This is a genomic window from Vreelandella lionensis, from assembly GCF_044543515.1.
Lineage (GTDB): Bacteria > Pseudomonadota > Gammaproteobacteria > Pseudomonadales > Halomonadaceae > Vreelandella > Vreelandella lionensis.
Map to the genome: position 1 here is coordinate 25133 of NZ_JBITWC010000013.1, position 22071 is coordinate 47203.

20 protein-coding genes are annotated in these 22071 nt (G+C 55.1%); 15 read left to right on the plus strand and 5 right to left on the minus strand.

Annotated elements, in window-relative coordinates:
- Nucleotides 1–13: 13 nt before the first annotated feature.
- The 15 genes from ACIGG6_RS09700 to ACIGG6_RS09770 all read left to right on the plus strand — a co-directional run bounded on the left by ACIGG6_RS09700 (nucleotide 14) and on the right by ACIGG6_RS09770 (nucleotide 17123).
- A complete protein-coding gene (locus ACIGG6_RS09700) occupies nucleotides 14–844 on the plus strand; it encodes a type II secretion system protein (protein ID WP_399844171.1) in 831 nt (276 codons plus the stop codon).
- A 2-nt stretch (nucleotides 845–846) separates the two neighbouring features.
- Nucleotides 847–1353: a hypothetical protein gene (locus tag ACIGG6_RS09705; protein ID WP_399844173.1), complete on the plus strand. Its 507-nt coding sequence runs from the start codon at nucleotides 847–849 to the stop codon at nucleotides 1351–1353.
- Complete coding sequence (locus ACIGG6_RS09710) at nucleotides 1350–2609, plus strand: hypothetical protein (protein ID WP_287837817.1); 1260 nt, start codon at nucleotides 1350–1352, stop codon at nucleotides 2607–2609. Before ACIGG6_RS09705 ends, ACIGG6_RS09710 begins: the two co-directional genes overlap by 4 nt.
- Nucleotides 2606–3172, plus strand: coding sequence for a general secretion pathway protein GspB (locus ACIGG6_RS09715; RefSeq protein ID WP_399844174.1), 567 nt, complete (start codon nucleotides 2606–2608; stop codon nucleotides 3170–3172). Before ACIGG6_RS09710 ends, ACIGG6_RS09715 begins: the two co-directional genes overlap by 4 nt.
- The gene (locus tag ACIGG6_RS09720; RefSeq protein ID WP_399844176.1) at nucleotides 3172–3864 is read left to right on the plus strand and encodes a hypothetical protein; all 693 of its coding nucleotides are present in this window, start codon (nucleotides 3172–3174) and stop codon (nucleotides 3862–3864) included. Before ACIGG6_RS09715 ends, ACIGG6_RS09720 begins: the two co-directional genes overlap by 1 nt.
- Nucleotides 3861–4628, plus strand: a complete 768-nt coding sequence (locus ACIGG6_RS09725) for a prepilin-type N-terminal cleavage/methylation domain-containing protein (RefSeq protein ID WP_399844177.1) — start codon at nucleotides 3861–3863, stop codon at nucleotides 4626–4628. The genes ACIGG6_RS09720 and ACIGG6_RS09725 overlap by 4 nt, the downstream gene beginning before the upstream one ends.
- Before the next feature lie 51 nt (nucleotides 4629–4679).
- Nucleotides 4680–6389, plus strand: coding sequence for a hypothetical protein (locus tag ACIGG6_RS09730; RefSeq protein ID WP_399844179.1), 1710 nt, complete (start codon nucleotides 4680–4682; stop codon nucleotides 6387–6389).
- 11 nt (nucleotides 6390–6400) lie between these two features.
- Nucleotides 6401–7342 (plus strand): tetratricopeptide repeat protein, encoded by a 942-nt coding sequence (locus ACIGG6_RS09735; protein WP_399844180.1) that lies wholly within the window; start codon nucleotides 6401–6403, stop codon nucleotides 7340–7342.
- Nucleotides 7342–8970: an AAA family ATPase gene (locus tag ACIGG6_RS09740; RefSeq protein ID WP_399844182.1), complete on the plus strand. Its 1629-nt coding sequence runs from the start codon at nucleotides 7342–7344 to the stop codon at nucleotides 8968–8970. The genes ACIGG6_RS09735 and ACIGG6_RS09740 overlap by 1 nt, the downstream gene beginning before the upstream one ends.
- Nucleotides 8967–10223, plus strand: coding sequence for a type II secretion system F family protein (locus ACIGG6_RS09745; protein ID WP_399844184.1), 1257 nt, complete (start codon nucleotides 8967–8969; stop codon nucleotides 10221–10223). Before ACIGG6_RS09740 ends, ACIGG6_RS09745 begins: the two co-directional genes overlap by 4 nt.
- A gap of 12 nt (nucleotides 10224–10235) precedes the next feature.
- Complete coding sequence (locus ACIGG6_RS09750) at nucleotides 10236–12398, plus strand: hypothetical protein (protein WP_399844185.1); 2163 nt, start codon at nucleotides 10236–10238, stop codon at nucleotides 12396–12398.
- Entirely contained in the window at nucleotides 12395–13534 is a 1140-nt protein-coding gene (locus ACIGG6_RS09755) for a type II secretion system protein (protein WP_399844186.1), read from the plus strand. The genes ACIGG6_RS09750 and ACIGG6_RS09755 overlap by 4 nt, the downstream gene beginning before the upstream one ends.
- Nucleotides 13535–13635: 101 nt before the next feature.
- On the plus strand, nucleotides 13636–14703 hold the full coding sequence (locus tag ACIGG6_RS09760; RefSeq protein ID WP_399844188.1) for a hypothetical protein: 1068 nt from the start codon (nucleotides 13636–13638) through the stop codon (nucleotides 14701–14703).
- A gap of 18 nt (nucleotides 14704–14721) precedes the next feature.
- Entirely contained in the window at nucleotides 14722–15417 is a 696-nt protein-coding gene (locus ACIGG6_RS09765; RefSeq protein ID WP_399844189.1) for a type II secretion system protein, read from the plus strand.
- Entirely contained in the window at nucleotides 15417–17123 is a 1707-nt protein-coding gene (locus ACIGG6_RS09770; protein ID WP_399844190.1) for a GspE/PulE family protein, read from the plus strand. Before ACIGG6_RS09765 ends, ACIGG6_RS09770 begins: the two co-directional genes overlap by 1 nt.
- Here the strand turns inward: ACIGG6_RS09770 and ACIGG6_RS09775 are convergent.
- From ACIGG6_RS09775 to ACIGG6_RS09795, 5 genes are all read right to left on the minus strand, one after another.
- The gene (locus ACIGG6_RS09775; protein WP_399844192.1) at nucleotides 17118–17831 is read right to left on the minus strand and encodes a response regulator transcription factor; all 714 of its coding nucleotides are present in this window, start codon (nucleotides 17829–17831) and stop codon (nucleotides 17118–17120) included. The two genes, ACIGG6_RS09770 and ACIGG6_RS09775, sit on opposite strands and share 6 nt — an antisense overlap.
- Nucleotides 17831–19807: a sensor histidine kinase gene (locus ACIGG6_RS09780; protein WP_399844193.1), complete on the minus strand. Its 1977-nt coding sequence runs from the start codon at nucleotides 19805–19807 to the stop codon at nucleotides 17831–17833. Before ACIGG6_RS09780 ends, ACIGG6_RS09775 begins: the two co-directional genes overlap by 1 nt.
- Before the next feature lie 137 nt (nucleotides 19808–19944).
- The gene (locus tag ACIGG6_RS09785) at nucleotides 19945–20775 is read right to left on the minus strand and encodes a glycosyltransferase family 32 protein (protein ID WP_399844195.1); all 831 of its coding nucleotides are present in this window, start codon (nucleotides 20773–20775) and stop codon (nucleotides 19945–19947) included.
- A gap of 49 nt (nucleotides 20776–20824) precedes the next feature.
- Nucleotides 20825–21388 carry a FlgO family outer membrane protein gene (locus ACIGG6_RS09790; RefSeq protein WP_399844197.1) on the minus strand — a complete coding sequence of 188 codons (564 nt, stop codon included), beginning with the start codon at nucleotides 21386–21388 and terminating at the stop codon, nucleotides 20825–20827.
- Between the two features lie 5 nt (nucleotides 21389–21393).
- A complete protein-coding gene (locus tag ACIGG6_RS09795) occupies nucleotides 21394–22071 on the minus strand; it encodes a hypothetical protein (RefSeq protein WP_399844271.1) in 678 nt (225 codons plus the stop codon).

Here is a 22071-nt window from a genome sequence, read left to right on the forward strand (position 1 = left end):
CCGGGAGATGGCGATGAGGTCGGTAGGGGGACGTTCCGTGGGGGCTCACCAGCGTGGGTTTAGCCTGATGGAAATCGTTGTGGTGATGGCGGTTATCGGTCTTATGCTGGGCGGGGTGAGCATTGGCCGTGATGTTCTCCGTGAGGCGGAATACAACCGTATCCAGAATAAGTTTTTAATGCCGTGGAAGCAGAACTACGACCTTTACTATCAGCGTACTGGCGTTGTGCTTGGCGATAACCAGGTGGCGCCGACGCTGATGGTAAACGGCTATGAAGCGGAGTTTGACCACATGGGCAGTGGGGTGGCGGGCATACCGGCCAACTACCGTAACACGGGCCGTCGGTTGTGCCACGGTGTTGGCTATCCTGCTAACTCCGTTGGTGGCGGCGACCGGCCGTTGTCTGACCTGGATTTGCATCAACTGTTTGATCGCGTCGGTATCCGAATGCCGCCGGGACGGGCTGAAGGGTCTGAGGACCGCTATGCCTATACCGACACCAATGGCAATCCTGTAGAGCTGCAAATCTGCTTTCAGTGGAACCCGGAAGGAACAATCAGTGGCGCGGGCAACGTGATGGTGATCCGTGGGCTAACCCCTGATCTGGCCCGCAAGCTGGACCATATGGTGGATGGTAAGCCTGATGCCTACGAAGGCCGTTTCCGCCAGCAGAACGCAAATACCAATGTGTTAGAGCGTAGCCGCCATATTCCAGGCTATGAGTGGGAGGCCAATAACAGTTACACCAACGCAGACTCAAACCCTAGTGCCTTCGGTGAAGGGGCGTCCAGTGGAGAAGAGCGCGTTGTGTTGGTTACCGCGCACTGGGTCATGGATCAATGAGGGTGTCACTGCTTTCTGAGGGGTGTAAGGCCGCTCGGGGTTATGTATGTATTGGGGTGCTTCTGGTGGGTAGCCTTGCATTGCCCTATTTAGTGAAAACGGCATTTAGCTATAAAGCGGCGGCAGACGTGGCACAGCGGCAGTTGGCAGATAACCAGCGCCAGGTAGACCAAGAAGCGGGCGCGCGGGCGCAGCTGGTGCGCTGGCAAGCAGTGCGCGACCAGTGGGGAACGCTGGCAGAGCGTGCCGATGGGCTTGGCTGGCGTACGTCTTTGTGGGATGTACGGTCGATTGAAGTTGACAACAAGCGCTTCTCGCGGCGTGAAGCCGACACATTGATGAGTAGCCTTGAGTCCAGCTCCGATAGCTTCATGCTGCCCAAGTCTTTTTCAATAAAACTGGTAAGTGATAGCAGCGGTTCGCTGTATATCGACTCACCGGCTCAGGATCAGGCAGGTTCGATCCAGCTATCCCTCTCCGGTGATTATTACTCGCGGAGAGTGCAATGACCCATCTGCAGTGCCTGTTGGATATGTCGGGGCAGGTGTGGCAAACACACACCGATACGCTGCTAGCGCCGGAGCAGTTTGATGCGCTGCCCGGCCCAACAGTGGTCATTACCGATTACCAGGCAGCGCCGTTCGGCGTAGAGGCGTTGCCTGCCCATCATCAAAACCTGGCGCCGCTGTTGGAAAAACGACTGCGCGATGCCGGGGATATCGACAGTTTGGCGCGGGTGATTATCCATACCCGCGAGCGGCAGAGAGACCTAGCCCAGGTGTGCTACACCGCTGTGCCGGTGGCGGTAGCTATGCGTTACCGGCGCTGGGCCAAACAGCAGAGCGACCATGTACTGCTGTTCCCGCTGCTTGAAGCACTGCTGACATTGGCGCAACGGCAGGGCCTTGAGAGTGGCCTTTTGGCATTTGTCCATGACGATAGTGTGGATGTACTGATGCTGCAGGACGGCCAGGCCATGCAGGCCTCCCGCCAGCGTCTTTATATGCGCGGAGCGGATGACTATATCCGTATCGCTGCGTATATCACCTCATTATTGGACCGTTACGCTGATGCTGGCCGACAACGCGGTTGCTTGCTGGTGGAGCGCCGCACGGACGAAAGCCAGCCGCTAATTGATGCGCTAACGGTGCGTGGTATTCCGGTCACTGAGCCGGTGTTGCCAGCCACCCAGCTGTTTGAGGGCCTGCGCTTAAAACGGGCCGATATCGATGGCGTTAGCCGGTTGCACTACCTCTTTCAACAGGCGTTGCCCTGGATGGCGGTGGGCATGGTCGCACTATGCCTGTCTAGCGCGTTCGGAGCCTTGTACTGGCGGCACGAGGCAGGCGCTCTTGAGGCTGAGCTGTACCAAGCGCAGACCCAGAGCGTTGGCAGCACCATTACCGAGATGGGGAGCGCGCTGCGCAGTGCCGATGAGCTGGTGCTTTCCCAGCGTGAACGCGCCGACTTTGTACGCCTTGCTGAGCGTGTTCGCCAAACGCCTGATCCAGCCAGCCTGATTCGGCATTTACGCGAGGCGGTTCCGGCCAGTATTGAGTTGGTTGAGGCGGGCATTGTGTCGGATGACACCGGCGTGCTGATCATCGTTGCGGGCCGCAGTGCCAGTGTGGCTGCGCCCTTCGCGGCAGAAGAGCAGTTCGTGATGGCGCTGAAGCGCCTTGGCTATGAAGTGGTGCGGCGTGAGATTACCAGCGGCCTCGGTAATAGCCTGTTCCGTCTAGCGTTAACCTGGAGCGCACCATGAAGAAGAAATACACCGCTGCTGGGCTGCTAGCCGTTGCCTTGGTCTCCTGCACAATGGCCTACCAGTTTGCGATGGCCGAAGAGCGGGCTGCTCAGGCGTGGCGGCCTAGCCAGGATTCGCAGCTTCAGAGCCTTGATGCGCGGTTGGGTGAAAAAGTGCGCGAGTTCCTGGAGTTGAACGAGCTGCTAAGCAGGCAGCTTGAGGATGTAAGGTTGCAGCAGGCAGGGCAGCAGGACTCCCCCTTGCTGACGGGCAACGCTTTTGTACCCGAGCCACTTGCACCAGAGCCTGCTATGCCAGAGCCGGTGGAGATAACGCCGGAGGTGGTTGCGCCGCCACCCCCGCCACCAGAGTCTCCTGTCAGGCAGGCACCCTGGTGGAGCCGTTATCAGCTCAGCATGGTGGTGTACTCGGATACCTCCCGCTCCGCGGTAATCAATGGGCGCTATGTGCGCCGTGGCGATGCGGTGGCATCCGGCGTGGTGGTTCGTGATATCAGGCCCAACCAGGTGACGTTGGCACGCGGTGGTGAAACAGCACGCTTAACGATTGGAGCTGAATAATGACGTTACGCCGCCTGTTGATATGGAGCATCGCGCTGCTTGGACTGTTGACTGCAGTGCTTTGGTGGGTGGGTCGGCAACCTGCGCCGGTAAGCCCAGCGGCACAAGTGCCCGCTGTGGTAATGCCGCCTTCTTCCTCGCCTGTAGAAGGTGGAGGTGCCTCTACGGATGTTGATGCCCTTTGGCGGCGCTATGAGGCGTTGAACGAAGCCGCTGCGACTGCCTCTGCCTCTGCACCTGTGGAAGGGGAGCAGGGGGGAATGAGTTCATCAGCTGAGACCCGTTCACCGGAACAGATGCTATCTGAGGCAGCGCAGCAGCGTCAGGCACTGCGCGAGGGCATCCGACAACGCAGTGAGGCGGTCCGGGCTGCGCGTGATGACGCGTTGGCGCAGATTCGGGCCCTTGAACCAGACGATGTCGATGGATTGATGGATGTGATTCAAGGCTTCAACCAGCAGATGCGGGAGAACGGGGTAGAGGAGCAGATCGATATCGGTGGGATACGTCAGCAGCTAGTAAGTAGCCAGAGGCTTGCTGAGGTTAGCCAGGCGATGCTGGATGAAGCGCTGAAAGGTGAGAATGCCAACCCGCAACGCCTTCAGGCCTTGGGGCGTGAGTTGAGCGAGTTGCAAGACAGCATCATCGGCCATCTGGCTGAACGTACTCATGGTGGGCAAGCACAGCCATGACGGTTTATGCGCGCTTCCACTGGCAACGAGGGTTCACTCTATTAGAGCTAATGCTGGTGCTGGTAATGCTCGGAGGTATGGCCATGGTGGCTATGCAGTATCGCGCTTACACCTTGAACCAGGACGACGCGATTGCCCAGGGCTACCACGATCAAATTGCCGCAGCTCTCTATCGCTATGCCGCACGGCACTACCGTTTGCCTTGTGCTGATACCAACGGCGATGGCTTTGAAGGTAACGGCGGCGATTGTGGTTTGGCAAGCAGCAATGTGGTGGGTGGTGTGCCTTTTCTGACCCTCGGTATGAACGAGGCTCAAGGATTTAACAAAGCAGACCGGGAGCGCTTCGTTTACGGAGTTTTTCGCGATTTCGATGCTGACTTGGCGCGGTTAGAAGAACGAACCGGCGATGAGTCTGGTAGCGCCGGGTATCTCAGCCTGGATGACCTACGTTACGCCCTGCACAGCCTGGGCCAGCAGGATTTTGATAATGAGCACATCTACGTGACCGGTGATGAACAGCAAGCAGGAGCGGCTGATTGCAGCGGAAACCCTATCGCCAACCTAGCATTTTTCGTGGCCTACGCAGGCACAAGAGATGCCGATAGGAATGGGCAACCCTTTGATGGCGAAAATAGCAGCCTCCGTTGGCCTTCGGGTGGCGGGCTTTGCGTATCTGGCCCGCTGACCGCACAAGGGGAGCAGTATGACGATGCCGTTATTGCGGTGGGCTTTGCCGAACTGCTTGGCTATTTAAGCCAATAACTTGCAAAACAACACATTGAGTACGGAATTAGGCGCATCAGGAGCAGCCACATGAACCTTGACCCTCAACTATCTCTTTACCCTAGACGAGGCCTCTGGATAGGTGCCTTGCTGGCTGCGTCATTAACTGGCTGTGCCGTTGGTCCCTCCAAAATGGATGCCGAAAGGGTTCAAACGGTGGATGACCGTTCGCAGGCGCTATTACAAGAGCGGCTAGTGCAAGAGTCAGAGAAGTTACGCCTTCTGCAAGATGAGCTTAGGCAGAATTTGGAGCAACAGCAGGAAGTGGTGTTGGAGCCGGTGGTCCCCCGTTATAACCCGCTTGATGCAGTGAACGTTACATTACAGGCGGACGATGTTGATGTACGTAACCTGCTCAAGGCGATTGCTGATCAGGCGGGACTGAACTTGGTGCTGCCTGCTTCGCTGTCGCGCCAGCCGCGCACGCTGTCGCTGTCGCTTAGTTCGGTGCCTGCTAGCCAAGCCTTTGAGGAGATCACCAAGGCGCTAGATCTGGCCGGGCATGTCCGCGATAACATGCTGGTGGTGGAGGAGTTTGAAGAGCGGATTTTCGATATGGATTTCCTGCTTACCATGAGTACGGCTGATTTCAACGCGGGGGGCGATGTATTCGGTGCCGGTAATACCGGTGGCGACGGCGGGTCGGCTTCGGGTGGCGGCTCAGGTAGTAGCGGGCTACGCAGCAGCTTTTCAATCTCTGGGCGCAATACCAATGATGTGAACCCTTACGAGCAGATTGACCGGATGTTGGCATCGCTGATCGGTGCGCAGGGTAATGGGGAGAGCAATGGTGAAGGCGGTATGGGGCAGCAAGGGATGCCGACCTATATGCTGAACCGCTCCACCGGTACGCTGTTTGTTCGTGGGCGCCCATCTCAGCTGGCGGCGGTCGGACGTTTGGTTGAGCACTATAAGTCGGTGTTAAACCGACAGGTGTTGATCGAGGCGCAGATTCTTGATGTCGAACTTAACGACCAGTTCAGCTATGGCGTTGATTGGAGTTTCCTACGTAACCAGGTGGCTTTGTCCTACTCATCTAACCCGATGGCGCTGGGTGCGATCGACTCATTGGTGCCAGGGGCGGAGAATGCGGGCCGCAGCGTGTTGATTCCGTCTACTGCGCTAGGGACGTCGGGTACGCCATCGCTGGGTCTTGCTCAGTCGGGCAGTAACCACAATATCGGGCTCGACCTGATGAAAACCTTTGGCACGGTGCATATCCTATCTAACCCGTCGATTCGGGTGCGTAACACGCAGCCCGCCGTGGTGAGTGTGGGTAGCAACATGCGTTATATCGCCCAGTCCAGCTCTAATACGCAAAACGGTGGCGGCGGCTTGCTGGCGACCACGTCCAATGTGGTGACGTCTAATGTATTTGATGGCGTGATGCTGGGGGTGATTCCGTTTGTGTCCGAGGATGGTGCTATCCATCTCACCATTAACCCGATGCAAACCTCTGTGCAGGCCTCTTCTATGGAGCTAGTAGAGGTAGGCAGCACGCAAAATCCGCTGAAAATCTCGCTCCCCCGGGTGGACTTCAAGGGTATGACCACATCGTTGTCGCTGAACGACGGTGACATGGTCATTATCGGTGGTCTTATCGGTGAAAGTGGTAACCGTTCAAGGGATGGGGTGCCCGGTATTACGGATGTCCCTCTGTTTGGCAGCGTGCTGGGTGGGCAGTCTGAATCGACCACGGCACGCGAGCTAGTTCTCGTGCTGCGCGTTCAGATTTTGTAAGCCGGATTCCCATGAGCTTAGTTTTCGACGCGTTGCGCCAGCATGGCACTCATCCTACGCAAGCTCCCACTCAGTTGGGTAGTGTGGTCACCCCTGGCCAACGTCGATGGCGGTGGGGTTTGGTGGCGGGGTTGGTGTGTGTCGCCGTTGCGGGGCTGTTCCTATGGGAACATTTTTATGCGGCAGAGCGTATCGCGCCGCGAAATGTTTCAGCCGCGCTGCCTGTGGAGCCTTCCGCACCTACTGTGTCGTCAGCTCCACAGGAGGTTGTGGTGGTGGATATTGCTTTGCCAACGCCAACGCCAACGCCAACGCCAACGCCAACGCCAACGCCAACGCCAACGCCAACGCCGCCAGAAGCACAGGATCAAGCGCCTGCACCGTCGAGTGGTTCACGGCTACCGGGGGATGCCCTGGCACGGCTTGCCGCAACGGCTTCAGTGATAGAAGTAGCAGCCGTTAGCCAGCCAGAGGTGGCGGCAGTTGGCGAGATAGACACGTCAGTGCCCGCTCTTGAGTCTGTGTCCGAGCCTAGGCTTGAGCCTAAACCCGAGGCTGAGCTTTCAATGGTAGTAGAGACTGCGCCTCCGGCTGAGGTAAATCCGGCAGAACTGTTTGCGGCCTTCAATGCGGCGCTGTCGGCGGGCCAACTGCCCCAGGCGGAAGAGGTTATTGAGCGTGCTCGGTCTGCGCTAGGCGAATCGCATCTGATCGTTGCTCGTATGCAGGGCTATTACTGTATGAGGGCAGATTGCCCGGCGCAGGCACGCCAAGCCTACTCCACGATTCTTGCTCGTCTGCCAAGAGATCGCGAAGCGGGCTATAACCTGGCGGTTTTAGACTGGCAGGCTGGGCAACATGCCGAGGCGGCCAAGCGGGTGCGTGCGCTGCTGGCGCAGTACCCAGCGGACGACGCCTTACGCGCACTACAGCGGCAAATGGGAGCGCATTGATGAGTAGCGGATTTCCATTGTCGGCTTACCTGCAGCACTTAGGGTTTACGCGTAACCCGTTTCCGGTAACGCCGGATGAGCACGGCATCTTCTTTTCTGCTCGGCTGGCAGAACAGTTCACTGAGTTATTGCACTTCATTGAGCAGCGCAAGGGGTTCATGCTTGTAACCGGTGATGTTGGCGTTGGTAAAACGACGCTCTCCCGGGCGCTACTAACGCGTTTGGCCGAGCAGGGCGCGTGTACCGCGCTGGTGTTCAATACGTTTCTTCAAGGTGCCGACCTGTTAAGGGCCATCAACCGTGATTTTGGTGTGACGGCCGCTGGCGATAGCCTAGAGGCACAGCTGCAGGCACTGAATACTTGGTTGTTGCAGCAGCATGAAAAGGGTCGTAACTGTGTATTGATTCTGGATGATGCTCAGGGGTTGGATGTTCCCAGCCTTGAGCTGGTACGTCAGTTGAGCAACCTGGAGGCCAGCCAGGCCAAGCTGCTACAAATTGTGATGGTGGCCCAGCCGGAAATTCACTTGACGCTGGATCGGCATGACATGCGGCAGCTAGCAAGCCGTATTGCACTGCGCCTTGAGCTGACCCCGCTGACGTTGAACGAGTTGGATGTCTATCTGCATCATCGGTTGCAGTGGGCAGGCTGCCCAGAGGTGTTGACCGTTGATCGCAGTGCTTTGCGACGGTTGCATCGCTATAGCATGGGCTATATTCGCCGGGTGCATATCCTGCTTGACCGCTGCCTCTACGGTTTGGTTGCCACGGGCACCACGCGTATTAGCGCTGGGTTAGTGGACACCGCCGCGAAGGAACTGAGCTTAGTGCTAGCCCCCAAGCGCCGCGCTTACCGCTCGCTGGTGATGGGAAGCGTGCTGGTGATGGGTGGCGTTGCGGGGGCTGTGGGGCTGGCGGCGGTGGCCGGTTACCCACTTGACCTGCTCTCGACTCCCTCAACGCCAATAGTGGAAGTACCGCCGCAGCAGGCGGGCATAGACCTGCAAGCGGAGCCTCAAAAAGCTGTTCCTCAGCCTCAGTCTCAGTCTCAGCAACAAGCAACACCTCAAGAGGCGGTGGTGCAAGCAGTGGTGTCTCAAGAGGCTTCTCAAGAAGCAACTCAAAACGTACATCAAGAGGCTGCCTCAACTACAGAGCAGCAAGAAGCTGTTCAGGTCGTCGACTTTGCATGGCAGGCCTTTACAGCCACCTATACGCCTCTGCCCCCGGTGGAGGCTCCTCCGCAGCATTGGGCGGATGTGGTTGAGTGGCTGCCAGCACGGAGCGAGGAGCAACCCTGGGTACCGGTGCTGCTGCCGAGCGAATGGGAGCAGGGATGTAATGACCAGCCGCTTTACCCGCTAAGTGATGGGCGGCTAGCACTGTTTCAATCAGTACTACCCGTGGCGCCCCAACCTTTTGGTGAAGAGGGAGAGCCGTTATTTGCCTTGCAGCTGGCGCTGGTCGAGCGCTTGCTGTTAGCGCCTGAGGCGGTGGATGGTGTGATGGGGCCACGCACGGCGAATGCACTAGCTCAGTTTCAGAAGCAGAGCGGCCTGCTAGCGAGCGGCCAGCCGGATGCGGAAACCTCCTATCTGCTGAGCTGCCTGGGTGAGGGTGGTTTATGAGCGAAGCTGCCTTTCGCTACGTGTTCTATCGGGTGGTGTCGAACCAAGGCCGCGTGCGTGCCGGGTTGTCGAAACTGCCGGTGACCGATTACAGCAATGCTCACCCGTTAGTAGAGCGCCGTGAACAAGCCGTGGTGCTGCAGCTCTATGTGCTACCGGCGCTGATGCTGCCGCTGCTAGACGGCTTGGCTCTTTTTATGCGCCGTAGTATCCCTATCGCGTTGCTGGCGGAGTTTCTGCATAGCCTGGGGCTGATGTTGCGCAGTGGCCTGCCGGTCGATATGGCACTGAAAGATTTGCGTGATGATGCTAAACATCCGGCGCTCAAGGCGCTGACAGCAGACCTACTGAGTGGCGTTAGGGCTGGTAATACGCTCTCTTCAAGGCTCTCATTTTACCCACACTTGGTACCAGCCACCGTTCGGCACCTTGTCGATATTGGTGAGCGCTCGGGCAACCTCGACCGTGTGCTAATGGATGCCTCCGAACATCTGGGACGTATTACCGCCCTGCGCCGGGATGTCTCACGCGCTTTGATCTATCCATTTTTCGTCGTACTCACCATCGTGATAGCGGCACTGTTCTGGGTGTACTACGTACTGCCTGATCTGGCCAATATGTTTCGCCAGATGGGAGCCCATCTTCCCCCGTTGACCCAGAGTGTACTGAGCGCTGTGCACTGGATGCGTGAGCTGCTGGCGGCTTATGGCTACTGGGTGTTAGCAGCTGTTGTGGTGTTACCGATGCTATTGAGCCGGAGCCAGCGGGTTAGGGGCGGGTTTTATTGGCTGGCTTACCACCTTCCGATTAGCCGCACGCTGGTGCGCACGTCCGCCATGGCATTTATCAGCGAATACTTGGCGCTGCTAGTAGCGGCGGGCATCAATCTATTGGATGGACTAGCTATTTTGGAGGCGGCAACCCGCAATGAGGTGTATCGCGATGCGATTCGCCAGGCCCGACAAGGAGTAATGCGCGGTAATACGCTGGCAAGTGGTCTGGAGCGCAGCGGTGTGTTTTCACCGCTGATGATTCGTTTGATCAATGTGGGAGAGCAGAGCGGCAACCTGGATGGCCAGTTGCGTACGTTAGCCGACGAGTACCGGCGGCGGCTTAACCATCTAGTTGCCACCCTTGCCGAGGTCATCAAACCCGCCGTACTGCTTTTGGCTGGCGCGCTGTTCATCTTCGTCGTGGTGGTGTTTTTGCTGCCGGTATACGACCTCATTGCGCAAAGCACACAGCTTCGCTGAATAGGATTCGTGATGCCCCAATTTTCAATGGCTCAAACACGTCATTGCCGCGGCTTTTCGCTGCTGGAGTTACTTGCCTTACTGGCGCTGCTCACAGGGCTGGTGTCGGCACTGCTTTACAAAACCCTTGATGTCAGTGTTCAAGTAACGCAGCAAAATACAGAGACAGCGCTGGCAGCAGCCGATGAACAGTTACGCCAGTTCGCCGCTTGGAATGGGCGGTTGCCCTGCCCTGATACTACTGGGAATGGGATTGAAAATTGTAGTGGGGGGGCGCAAAAAGGGAACTTACCCTACCGCACCCTAGGGCTGGCTTCAGTGGGTTATACGGTGGGGGAGCAGGGGAGTCGTGCGATGATTTACGGGGTCTACCGTAATGAGGTCGCAGACGCCGATTTGGCAGTAACTGCCGAGCGCTTCAAACCCACCAATGCCGATGCAACGGCGTATGACTTGGGCAATGAGAATACGCTCGATTTCTGTTCAGCGTTGGAAGACGCCTCAGAGTTGGCGCAGAACGATAACTATCTGCACATTAGTTACACCAACGACACAGCGGTAGCTATGGCCTACATGCTGGCCAGCCCGGGAGCCTCTAATGCTGATGGCGATATTAATGACGATCGCTACGATGGGCTGAACAGCACGAGCAGCACCGGCTTCAATGCCCCGCAAACGCCGGTTTCCGCAAACTACGACGATATTACCCAAGGGCGCGGCCTCGCCGAGCTTTACGAACTGTTGCACTGTGAAATAAGCCAGCGCTCGTTAAACCTGTCGGCCAACGCGATTGCGCTGGAAGAGGAGAACATCGCTTTTGCTGAGTCTAACCAGGAGAGTGCAGACCAGGGGGTATTAATGAATGCCGTGGGTAGTGCGTTGACCGCGTGGTCTATGGGGCAGGCGGTGGCTGGGTTGAGTGGTGCTATTGAGGTTCAGACGATTTCGACCGGTTTGTTAGCAACGGCCACTGCCACCTGCGCGGTACCGCCCTTTGCTGGCTGTGCGCTGGTGCCTGTTTATACGACGGCCGTCTCTGCCGCTGGCAGTGGTGTTACCTTGTCAGGTATTGCGGTTGGTCTTTCTGGCACTGCCTTGGGTTTACAAATTACCTCTACAGCGCTGTATGACACCATCGCTGATAAGGCGGGAGTACCAGACACTTTTGAAGGTGAGCTGGGGATTACTCAGGACAACGTCAATGATGCACAGGATAAATATGACCAGGCTAATGTGGCTGCTCAGGAGGCTGAAAGCACCTATCAAAATGAATTAGCACAGTACGAATCAGGGCCAAAGGCAGCTGCTGTTGTCAGCAATAATAAGCTAGAAGACGAGATTCGTAAGTTGTCAGGTGATAGCCAAGACAACGCATTTGATGACCTTTACGGGTTCCCGCGTCCAGAAGATCTAGACCCGGAAGATCCACCAGACGAGGCCGATGTCATTATCGGGGTTGAGCCCGCTATTGATGCTTGGATTAGTGCTGTCGCGTCGGCGGCGAATATGACAGACCTAGGGGTGATTAAGGAAATTGCTGTTGATGATGATGGGAATCCGATTTTCGATGATGATGGGAATCCGGTTATCGAAGAAAAACCTATTACTGATGACGAAGGTAATAAGGTTGATTTGGCTGCCGACGCAGAGGCGGCTGAATTGTCTGCTAATGATCGTATCGCTGAGGTTAGCCAGAGTTTTGGAGCAACGTGTGATAGCGCACCTTGCCCACTGGTGACCGCATTTAATGAGCATGTCGAGGCCTACACGGCGGAGCGAGAAGCCTGGTATGCAGTAGAGGCTCTACGTGCAAAGGCCGACGCGGCGCGTACTGAGGCCGAAGGTGCCTATGACGCCTACGGTGCGCTCAACTGTGCCTTTAATTCCAATAGTGATTATGACACTAAGACCAATAGCTGTACTGCTGGTGCGCCCGGCAGCAGTGCAGGGAGCGCTGATCAAGATTTCTGTGATGCTTCAAGCGACGCTTACGATGAGGACTCCTGTGCGGCGTGGCAAGATGCTCAAAATTCCAACCCTGTATGTGAAGAAGGCGGTGAGTACTATGACGCTGACGTATGTGCCGCTGTGGGAGAAAGGGCCGAGAAGATAACGATGTTCAGCGGTATGGATAACTTGGTGCAGCAACTGGATAGCAAAGGAACCGTACGATGAGTACGCAGCGCCAGACTGGGTTCAGCCTATTGGAAATGACTCTTTCCTTTGCTGTGTTGGGGTTCTTGTTCGCCATGGCTCCTATGGCTTTAAACGTGTTGGGTAGCGCTCAAAGCGCTGCCCCTGCTCTTGACCGTGTCAAGTTGGCCGTGAATGCGACCGTGGGCTTTGTCGTACAGCATGATCGTTTGCCTTGCCCAGATTCCGACGGTAATGGCTTCGAGGATTGTGATGTCCGCAGCGGGCGTTTTCCCTATCGTACCGTTGGCCTTGGCCAGCCATTGATCAATGAAAGTGGCTTTCCGTTTCACTATGCGGCTTATCAGCACACTAACGCCAACTTGGTAGCGCTGCAGGTCAGCTATGAACCCTTATTGTTGAACGGCGCTAATTCACAGCAGAAAAACGCGTTAGATTTTTGCCAAGGGCTCAGGCTTGGTGTATCCGGTGGTTTACAGGCTACCGAACCCCATGTGCAGTCGCATACGGGTGAGCGTGGCATCAATCCAGCTTTTCTGCTTGTTGATCCTGGCCCGCTTGATGCCGACCGGGACGGGCGACCATTTGATGGCCTAAACGCGACCGGGCTGGAGTATGAGTCGGCGGGGCGCGGCCAAAGCGATGAATACGACGACCGTGTAATTGCTATGAGTTTTGCCGAACTTGCCACCCGGCTCGACTGCCCAGCCATCCTTGCACGTGTAAGCGCGGCGACCCGTGAGGCTAACGCGGCCTACGATGCTTGGCGTGCTTATGAGTTCTACTTGACGTTTCGCATATTTGGTGAAGAAGTCCGCGAAACCAATCTGGAAATCGCCGAACTTAAGCGTTTGATTGCGGAATTCAACTCAGCGGGAAGCATCGCAATGGGCCTTAACGACATTGCCACAGGGTTGGCCAGTGCCACCGGGGCAAGTGGGGTGGCGGTTGCAGCCATTAATGCGGCAGCGGCGACATTTATGATAGTAGAAGAGCTAAGTAGCACGGCAGAAGAGGTTGAGGAGAAAACAGAGGAGTTGGCCACAGCCGTGGAACAACGAGAAGCGGCAGAGGTGGCTCGCGATGATGCCAAGGCGTACCGAGACCAGACAGCTCAACTGGCACTAGACCGAGATGCGAAGGGGTGGTTCCAATGAATGTAGGGCGCAGGCAGCAGGGTATGACTCTGATTGAGCTTTCCCTGATGCTGATAGTTTTGGGGCTCATAACTGCTGTCATGGTGTCGTTGGTGCCCTCAATGACACGTCTAGCCAGTGTGGAATCAGCCATTAATGACGTCAGCGATACACAGAATGCTATCGCTGGCTTTGCTCTTACCACCGGCCGACTGCCCTGTGCCGATGCTAATCAGGATGGTGTGGAAGATTGTCCGGCGGTAGCTGGCGGCTTCCCTTATTTGACCGTAGGGATCGGCGCCCCTCTGCGCAACGCTTACGGCTACGACTACCGCTATGTTGTTTATGCTCGCCGCGATAATACGCCAATGAATGATGCTGAGCTGACGAAAGCGAGCGACCGTTGGCAGCCTACGCTGGTTTCAGGATTGCCCCCGGTTGCGGAACTGACTGCTATGGAAAGCATAACACCAACGGACCTCTGTCGCGCGCTTGGTGTGGCGCAGGCGAGTACTGTCAATGACCAATCTTTATCGCTGGAATATCTAGCTGCAAGTGAAGTGGTGGCCTATGTGCTGGTGAACCCTGGGCAGGCGGATCGTAACGGTAATGGCTCACTGTTTGACGGAGTGAACACTGACGGACTTAGCGTTGAGCACCCGCTTCGCCGTAGCAGCCGTGATTATGACGATAGTGTTAGCGTGGTGCGCTTTAACCAGCTGTGGGAGCAATTAGGGTGTTCGGCACAACTGGCTACGGCAGGGCACGCGCACCCTAACGTTCAGTCCATGTTGGCGATGTTCCGACAGACCATTCGTGATTATCGCGCTCAGCTAGCGTTGGTCGAAGAGATGGCATTTGCCGATAACTTTCAAACAGGCGCTTCTATTGCTTCGGCATCAGCCTCGGTGGCCGCCGCCGCTGCCATCGCACCTACCGCGACAGCATCAGCCATTAATACTGCAGGTGCTACTGCGGCCGCAGTGGGGGCATCCGTTGGTGCGATTAGCGGCAACACTGCCTTGGTAGGTACGGCGACAGCTGCACAGCTCGTGGCTATCGATAATTTAAATAAAGTGCGCGACCAGTTGGATGAGCTGGACTTACTTATTAAGGACTTGGACGAGTTACATGACAGCGTTGATGACAATGTTGTTGCCGCCGATAACGATGCGCTTTCTGCCCGATAATGGTTGCTAGAGACTTTTATGACGAAAATCACCTTGACTCGCCAACGCGGTTTTACATTGTTGGAAATGTCCATGGCCTTGATTGTGGTGGCGCTGATCATCAGTGCTGTGACCTTGGGCAGTAACTTGCAGCGCAATACCGTCTACCAGCATATGGCGACCAGCTTTGTGCGGGGTTGGCAGTTGGCATTTCTTAGCCATGTAGACCGTGTGGGCGTTGCGCCTGGCGATAATCAAACAACACCGACCGGTAAGGTGAATGGTGCAGATGATAGCGAGTTGTGTAATCTGGATTTGCGCAATGCCATGTACGCGGCAGGTGTGACGATGCCCCAGGGGCGCTCGGAAGGCTTCGAGACCCACTACGGCTATTTGGATAGTAATGGCAACCCCCAAGATGTCAGCGCTTGTTTTCTCAATACCGAGTGGAGCGTGCCGGGCAGTAGTGCGGGGAGCTATGTAGTACAACGCAAGAATGTGTTGGTATTAGAGGGTTTGACGCCAGACTTAGCGCGTATGCTGGATAGCCTAGTGGACGGCAATGCCGATGCACGGTTTGGTAGCTTTCGTGAGGAGAGTCAGGCGGCGCTTACAACCACTAGCAGTGAGGAGTGGAGCCTGGAAAGCGGAGTGGCTTATGGTAGTGCCACTGCCACTAATCTCGACGAATCCCAGATAGCTACATTAACGGCTTACTATTTGATGGATCGATGATGGATATAGTCGCTTCTGGCCCCCAGCGAACGGATGCCCCAGAGCTAGGCGATACCCTTTTACGCCTGGGCATTCTTGAGCCTATTCAGCTGGCTTATGCGCGGCAAAAACAGGCTGTGACCGGTGAATCGCTCAATCAGATACTGGTTCGCCTGGGCCTGGTGGCCGACAGCGATTTGGCGCGTGTGCTCGCTGAGTATCACGGCTTGCCTTATATCAGCCAGGAGGAGTGCCCTACCCCAGACCCGGAAGTGCTGCAGTTATTTACCCGAGAGGCGTGCTTAGCTCACGGCGTGTTGCCGCTGCGTATTGTGGCAGGGCAGCTAGAAGCCGTGTTGGGTAATGCTGACCCTGAGCGCGCCGCGAGCTTAATTCAGCGCCGTACTGGCTTAACGCCCAACCTGAGGCAGGGCGACTTTGTCGCCGTGGCGCGGCGTATTGAGTCAGCCTATTCACTGCGGCAGCGTTCAGCGCTCTCTGCTTTCGAGCGTGAATATCGCCAGCTGCGCCAGGATACGCAGGGCTCATTTCCCATTGATGAGTTGATCAATCAACTACTGGTGTTGGCGGTAAGCGAGCGGGCAACGGATATTCATTTGCAGCCAGAGCCGCAGTCATTGCATATGGCGTTTCGTATTGATGGCGTACTGGTCCCGATTATGGCGCTTGACCGGGAGCTAATGCGGCTGGTGTCGGCGATTAAGGTTATTTCGGCAATGGATATCTCGGACAACCTAAGGCCCCAGGATGGTCGCTTCTCGGCCACCCTGGATAATCAGGCCTATGATGTCCGTGTTTCCACTAGCATCACGCCTCAGGGGGAGAGCGTTGTTCTGCGCCTGTTACCCAAGGGGGTGTCGGTAGCCGGGCTAGAAGAGTTGGGGTTTGCACCGGAGCATCTTGAGTGTCTCCAAGGCCTTTTTCAGCAGCCGCACGGTATTTTCCTGATGACCGGGCCTACTGGTTCGGGTAAAACGACCACTCTACATGCTGGGCTACGGCCGCTGGGGATGACGGGCAAAAGTATCCTGACCGTGGAAGACCCGATTGAGTATGAGCTGCCGGTGGCCTCGCAAACCCAGGTAAACCGCAAGGCGAATTATACCTTTGATACTGCGATTCGCCACTTTCTGCGCCATGACCCGGATATTATGTTGGTAGGTGAAATTCGTGACGGGGAAACGGCAGAAGCTGCGATCCGAGCGGCGGAAACCGGGCATTTGGTGCTCTCTACGCTGCATGTGAATAGTGTTTCTGGCGTAGTTGGCCGTTTGATGGCGCTTGGGATTACCCCGCAGGCCTTGGCTGAAACGCTTATTGGCTGTATCAATCAGCGCTTGGCGCGCTGTCTATGCTCGCACTGTAAGGAGCCGGTGGCGACGCCGGAGCATATCCCGTCAGGGTTTGAGTCTCTGTTGGGGGAGGTTCAGCACTTTCGAGCGGTGGGGTGCGAGCATTGCCGACAGACTGGTTACCATGGGCGGGTACCTGTCTATGAAATGCTGATTGTTGATGCGCCATTGGCGCGCTGGGTGGAGGAAAGAGGAATGCGTGCCGAGCTGGCAGGGCTGCTCACGCCCGGTAACCATGTCTCTATCTGGGAGACAGGCGCACGCCTTGTGCGCGAGGGGCTGACAACGGTTGATGAGCTGATGCGCGTTTTGGGTAGCCGGGATGTGCTCGTTCCAGCTATGCGCTCGTTATGATTCCACGACAAAGGCGATGCCTTTGCCAAATACGGAGCGCAGGGGCAACGTCATGCCCTGTTTTCGGGCTTTTTGCCGTAGGCGGCTGAGGATAACGTCAATACGATGGACATCAGGCTCCTCGGCATAGTCAAACAGCAGGTCGTGGAGTACCCAGCGGTCAAATATTTGGTTGGAAGACTCCACCAGTACTTTGAGTAAGTCGAACTCCTTTGGCGTTAGCTTTATAGCAGTCTCGTCGGGAGCCACCAATTGAGAGGATGCAGCTTCAAGATACCAAGCGCCCGTTTGATTAGGTTGGCAGGTGGGCGTAGGGCTAACGTTTTGGGTGGTTTGCAGCCGTTGGCCAAGCTGTATCAGCGCATCGCTTAGTTGAACAAAGTTGATAGGCTTTACTAAGAAAAGGTCGGCCCCCAGGTCAAGGCCGCGTAACCGTTCTTGCTTTTCACCGCGAGCGGTGATGATAACCAGCCCGTAGTGGGATAGTTGACGCAGGTGCTTGACGACGCTGAAACCATCCTCTTCTGGCAGCCCCAGGTCTATCAGCACAATATCGACAGGGTGAAAATGCAGCTTTTTCCAAAAGGCTTCAGCGCTGGGGACGCCCCACACAGGAAACCCTTTGTGCTGCAGGTAGAACTCTACTTCTTCTCGTAGGTCTTCATTATCCTCAATAATCGCGATGCTTGGAGTGGTGAGGTTTTTCATTAAGCTTCCTGACTATTCTTTGGTTGTACAGGCAGTGTAAAGATAAACCGACAGCCAGACGAGGTATTCTCTGCTAGCGTTAATTCCCCTCCGTGGGCTCGTACAATTTGACGGCTTACGTGGAGCCCTAGACCGACGCCACGTGATGAATCATTCGGGACTGCTCGGCGGTAACGCTCAAAGATCATGCCCGCTCGGTCAGGAGGAATTCCTGTGCCTTGGTCGCGTATACTGATCGCCCAATGATCCTGTTGACGCGATAAATCAATATGGATAGTGCCGCCGGGTGAGTACTTGACGGCATTATCAATGACGTTAGAGAGTGCAATACGCATTAAGGCCGAGTCAATCGCAAGCGTGCTTGCCGTTTCTGCATCAGGGTGTGTGCGTGCGTTGATCGCCTGCTTTTCCTGTGTCAGTTTCCAGCTATGATGGTCCGATAGAGGAATCAAAGAAGCCGCCGAGGTAATCAGTGCTAGCAGCGAGTGTGGGTGGCGCTCAATACTCAGCTGGCTTGCTGACAGTCGAGCATCAGCGAGGCAGTTGTCGGTTAGCTGGACAAGCCGCTCTGTGGCCCGTTCGATTTTTTCATAACGCCGGGTTACCTGATGGTTGATGCCAGAGCTGACTTGGCGAAGGTTGGCCAAACTGGCGGTAATAATGGCTAACGGCGTGCGGAATTCATGGGCGACTATCCCCATAAATTGACGTTGATGCGCCCTGGCTTCTCTCTCAAAGTGTAACTCTTCAGCCATTTTTTTCTTATTAAGCGCTTCGATACGCTGTCTATACACTTGGAAAACGACTGTTCCAACCACTAAAAGCATATTGATAATAAGGCCGTATTGCCATATTACATAGATGGATGAGTGGTAAGGCAGCCAGTGAAGCATCGACATAAGCCCGGAGAGGCTAACCAGCATAAGTAATAGCGGGCTAATTCCTAGAATTAAATTTGCAAGTTGAAATTTTTCTTTCCACCAGATGTAGAGACAAGCAATCAGGAAGATAATGCCAGTGAAAAGGTAGATGATAGCCTGTAAATAAATGGCTTTTTGATAAAGGTTTAACGGTACGCAAATTATCAGCAAGAGGGTGAACAATGCCGTGCCGGCCATTAGCTTGTGAGCCCAAGGGTTTTTCTCCTTAAACTGCATAACCTCAGTGCTCATCCATGATAGGGCGGCATAAGAGGTTAAAGTAAATATACTGGTCAAATAATGCTGTAATGTCAGGCCGATTCCAGGTACTACCCAGGCCACATAACCTTGAACACAAGCAACTAGCCCATAACCACTGGATACCGCAGTAATAGACCAAAGCCTTTTGCTGCGTAGTAGGGCCGCTAATGTTAAGGCTAACAGGCTGGCAATAGCGGCAATACCCAAGTAAAAGGCCCAAAAGCTAGTGGTACGTGCTGCATGTTGCAAGAAGAGATGTGGCTCCCAGAGTTCTAAGTCTAGTAACAGAGCGCTAGTAGTAGCAGCCCGCAACATCACCTCATAGCCCTTAACGCTATCTGGCGGCGGGGGGAGCCTAAACACCGGAAAGCGATAGTCAATATCGCCTCTTTTACCTTCCCAAGTGTCTCCGGTGCGCTTTTCTACCCAGGGCTCTTGGCTGCCTTCTGGTCGATAAAAGAAACGGATGTCATCAATAAAATTTGGGGCTAGAACAAGCCAACGCTCATTACCCGCAAAAAAATGAGCAGGTAGTTTAAAGTGTAGCCAGTGTGGTATGTGGGTATAGCCACGTGAGAAGATCGCGGTATGTGTTTCTTCTCTGTGGCTTAGCTGTGCATACGCTTGATCCAGCGTTTGTTGCTGGGAATTATCTGGCATCACGGCATAGGGTATATCTTTTCCTAATGCCAGAGGAGAGGCGAAGGCATTAATGGGAAGTAATAAAGTAAGCGCTAGAAGTAGCCACCGTATTGCCTGACGTGGAGACAATAATTTTGTGAACAGGTTGGTCAAAGGGAGGATCCACATTCTGTCTGCTACTTTTAGTGCTGTAGAAAATGAGTGCTGATTTTTAGCAGCTACTAGTAAGCAATGATTTGCAACATGGGGCATATTATTAAAAGGGAAAATGATAGCCCCATGTTTTGGAGTCAGCTTGTTTTGTCAGGTGCATCGGCCGCAGAAGCAGGCGCTACAACCGCAACGGTTTTTTGCTCCCGCGTCCATTTACCCGCTTTTTTATCAATGTACTGAAAGTGCTCGTTGGTAAAGCTGCCCTGGTTACAGGCGTGGCGGTAAGACACGGTAGGCACGTTGGCGTGGGTTAGCCACTGGATAAATACCCCAGGCCCGGTAATGTCGAACACATTAGTCAACTCATTCTGCTTGATATTGACGCTAATTTGCTCAATGAGCAGCGCCAGATTAGGGTTGTTGGGTTTGCTGGCAATAAAGTAGTTACTTAGCTCGCCCTTACGGGTCGTAACATAAAGCTCGTCAATATCGTTAGGTATCACGCTGCCAAGTGGCCAAATGGCGTGGGCATCGATATCCAGGTAGACCCCGCCATGCTTTTGCAGTACCAGCAAGCGCCAAAAATCCGCTTGGGCGGCACCAATTTGCAGCCGGGAGTACTGCTGATTAATATCTTTGTTGTAGTGTTCGGCAATAAATGCTTTTCGGGCTTCGGTAATCATAAACCGATACTCAAAGCGCGGGGCCATCAGGCGGTTGAACAGGTAGTTGAGATAAACCGGCAGGGTGACTTTATTGGTAAAGTTGGTTTGCCAAATAATACGTGGAACTACCGAATCATTTTTAGGCGCTAACCAGGGCGCGGCGCGCTCTGGCAGCGTGAAGCGCTTGTTGGGAACAATAGCGTGAAAGACATAGCTCAGTAACTTGGTAATGTTAGCAAATAGCTTAATAAAACGGCTAACAACCACTATCAGCGTTTTGTTGGTGGCAGGCCTTGTAGGCATGAGAATCCTTTTAAATCAGTTCCGTGCGTAACGGTTAAGCGAAGGGGCGTTACCAGCCTCCTTGGCCTTCCAGTAGGCTGCGCATGTTATTGTCGAGCGGTAGCTGGAAATCTGCGCTACCCAATACCATGGCATCGCCAGCGCGAACTACCCGTGCGCTCACATAGAGGTAATCCTGCCCTTGGGCATAAGTTCCCATCAAAATCGAGCGGGCGTTGTGCTGGGCGCTAAGACGTTGAACCTGGCGGGAGAGAATAAGTTCACCCACGCTCTCTTCAATAAACATGCTGTCACGCATTTTGACTTCGCGAACCTGCATGCCTTGCTGTGCCAAAGCGGACGCCATGATCTCCGAGCTAATACGGCCAAAAGTAGAGGATTGGCTTAGGTTATCGATGCTGACAAAGGTAGCGGCAATCATGGGGCTGTAGCGGGTCAGGTCTGGGTTGTTCGCCACCATCTGCTGCGCTGCCTGATGGGCAAGCTGAGAAAGATCAGGTTTAGGCTCTTCCGGTTGGGCATTATTACCTAGCGTCGAGCAGCCCGTTAGCACCAGCATAGCGAACAGCAGCATCATTACGCGAATAGGAGCGCTCAGAGATCGTAAAGACATAAACATTACCAGGTGTCGGTGATAGAAACTGTGGGTGTGGTGGGCGCTTGGGGAACCCGGTGCGGCGCGTAGTGACGGCGGTCACCTGCATTAATGTAATAGATATTGGAGGAGGAGTAGAGGATTCGTTCGCCGTCTAAAATTTGGGTGGTAATAATCACTTCTTCATTGCCGGTATGCGTCCAGCTGCCGCTGGTAATATCGGCAGCAATCGCGCCAGGGATAAGGCCCAGGGCTGGCTCGCTCCACTGATTATAAGGAATGGTGGCCACAGCAATGCCAGCGGTTAAGGCTGTGAATGCGCCCACGGGCGGGCGTATAAAGCCACGATCTCTATGCGTCACAACTTCAACACCGACATGAATGTTGGCGGTATTCGCTGTGGGAACGGTCATCAATGTCGCGCCGCGTGATACTAGCTCGCTGGTGAGCAAAGTACGAAAGCCCCGACCAAACTCGCCGCCACTATAGGCAGAGGCGCTGCTTTCTTCTGCGGGGGTGATGTAAAAATCACGAAAACGCACGCGTTCGCGCTGTAGGATTTGGGTAGCTTCATGGCGTGCGAGTACATCCCAGTGATGGGCCGCCTGCATGCGCTGCTGTTCCGTGTAAGGGTAAGTAGTGGCGATAGGTGCCTGTGATGTGTTGGCATAAAAACAACCACTCAGCATCAGGCTGGCCAT

Coding starts and splice junctions, on each gene's coding strand:
- ACIGG6_RS09700 (WP_399844171.1), top strand. CDS start 14: ATGAGGTCGGTAGGGGGACGTTCCGTGGGGGCTCACCAGCGTGGGTTT.
- ACIGG6_RS09740 (WP_399844182.1), top strand. CDS start 7,342: ATGAGTAGCGGATTTCCATTGTCGGCTTACCTGCAGCACTTAGGGTTT.
- ACIGG6_RS09735 (WP_399844180.1), top strand. CDS start 6,401: ATGAGCTTAGTTTTCGACGCGTTGCGCCAGCATGGCACTCATCCTACG.
- ACIGG6_RS09720 (WP_399844176.1), top strand. CDS start 3,172: ATGACGTTACGCCGCCTGTTGATATGGAGCATCGCGCTGCTTGGACTG.
- ACIGG6_RS09790 (WP_399844197.1), bottom strand. CDS start 21,388: ATGTCTTTACGATCTCTGAGCGCTCCTATTCGCGTAATGATGCTGCTG.
- ACIGG6_RS09710 (WP_287837817.1), top strand. CDS start 1,350: ATGACCCATCTGCAGTGCCTGTTGGATATGTCGGGGCAGGTGTGGCAA.
- ACIGG6_RS09715 (WP_399844174.1), top strand. CDS start 2,606: ATGAAGAAGAAATACACCGCTGCTGGGCTGCTAGCCGTTGCCTTGGTC.
- ACIGG6_RS09775 (WP_399844192.1), bottom strand. CDS start 17,831: ATGAAAAACCTCACCACTCCAAGCATCGCGATTATTGAGGATAATGAA.
- ACIGG6_RS09745 (WP_399844184.1), top strand. CDS start 8,967: ATGAGCGAAGCTGCCTTTCGCTACGTGTTCTATCGGGTGGTGTCGAAC.
- ACIGG6_RS09750 (WP_399844185.1), top strand. CDS start 10,236: ATGCCCCAATTTTCAATGGCTCAAACACGTCATTGCCGCGGCTTTTCG.
- ACIGG6_RS09785 (WP_399844195.1), bottom strand. CDS start 20,775: ATGCCTACAAGGCCTGCCACCAACAAAACGCTGATAGTGGTTGTTAGC.
- ACIGG6_RS09755 (WP_399844186.1), top strand. CDS start 12,395: ATGAGTACGCAGCGCCAGACTGGGTTCAGCCTATTGGAAATGACTCTT.
- ACIGG6_RS09730 (WP_399844179.1), top strand. CDS start 4,680: ATGAACCTTGACCCTCAACTATCTCTTTACCCTAGACGAGGCCTCTGG.
- ACIGG6_RS09770 (WP_399844190.1), top strand. CDS start 15,417: ATGGATATAGTCGCTTCTGGCCCCCAGCGAACGGATGCCCCAGAGCTA.
- ACIGG6_RS09795 (WP_399844271.1), bottom strand. CDS start 22,071: ATGGCCAGCCTGATGCTGAGTGGTTGTTTTTATGCCAACACATCACAG.
- ACIGG6_RS09725 (WP_399844177.1), top strand. CDS start 3,861: ATGACGGTTTATGCGCGCTTCCACTGGCAACGAGGGTTCACTCTATTA.
- ACIGG6_RS09760 (WP_399844188.1), top strand. CDS start 13,636: ATGACACGTCTAGCCAGTGTGGAATCAGCCATTAATGACGTCAGCGAT.
- ACIGG6_RS09765 (WP_399844189.1), top strand. CDS start 14,722: ATGACGAAAATCACCTTGACTCGCCAACGCGGTTTTACATTGTTGGAA.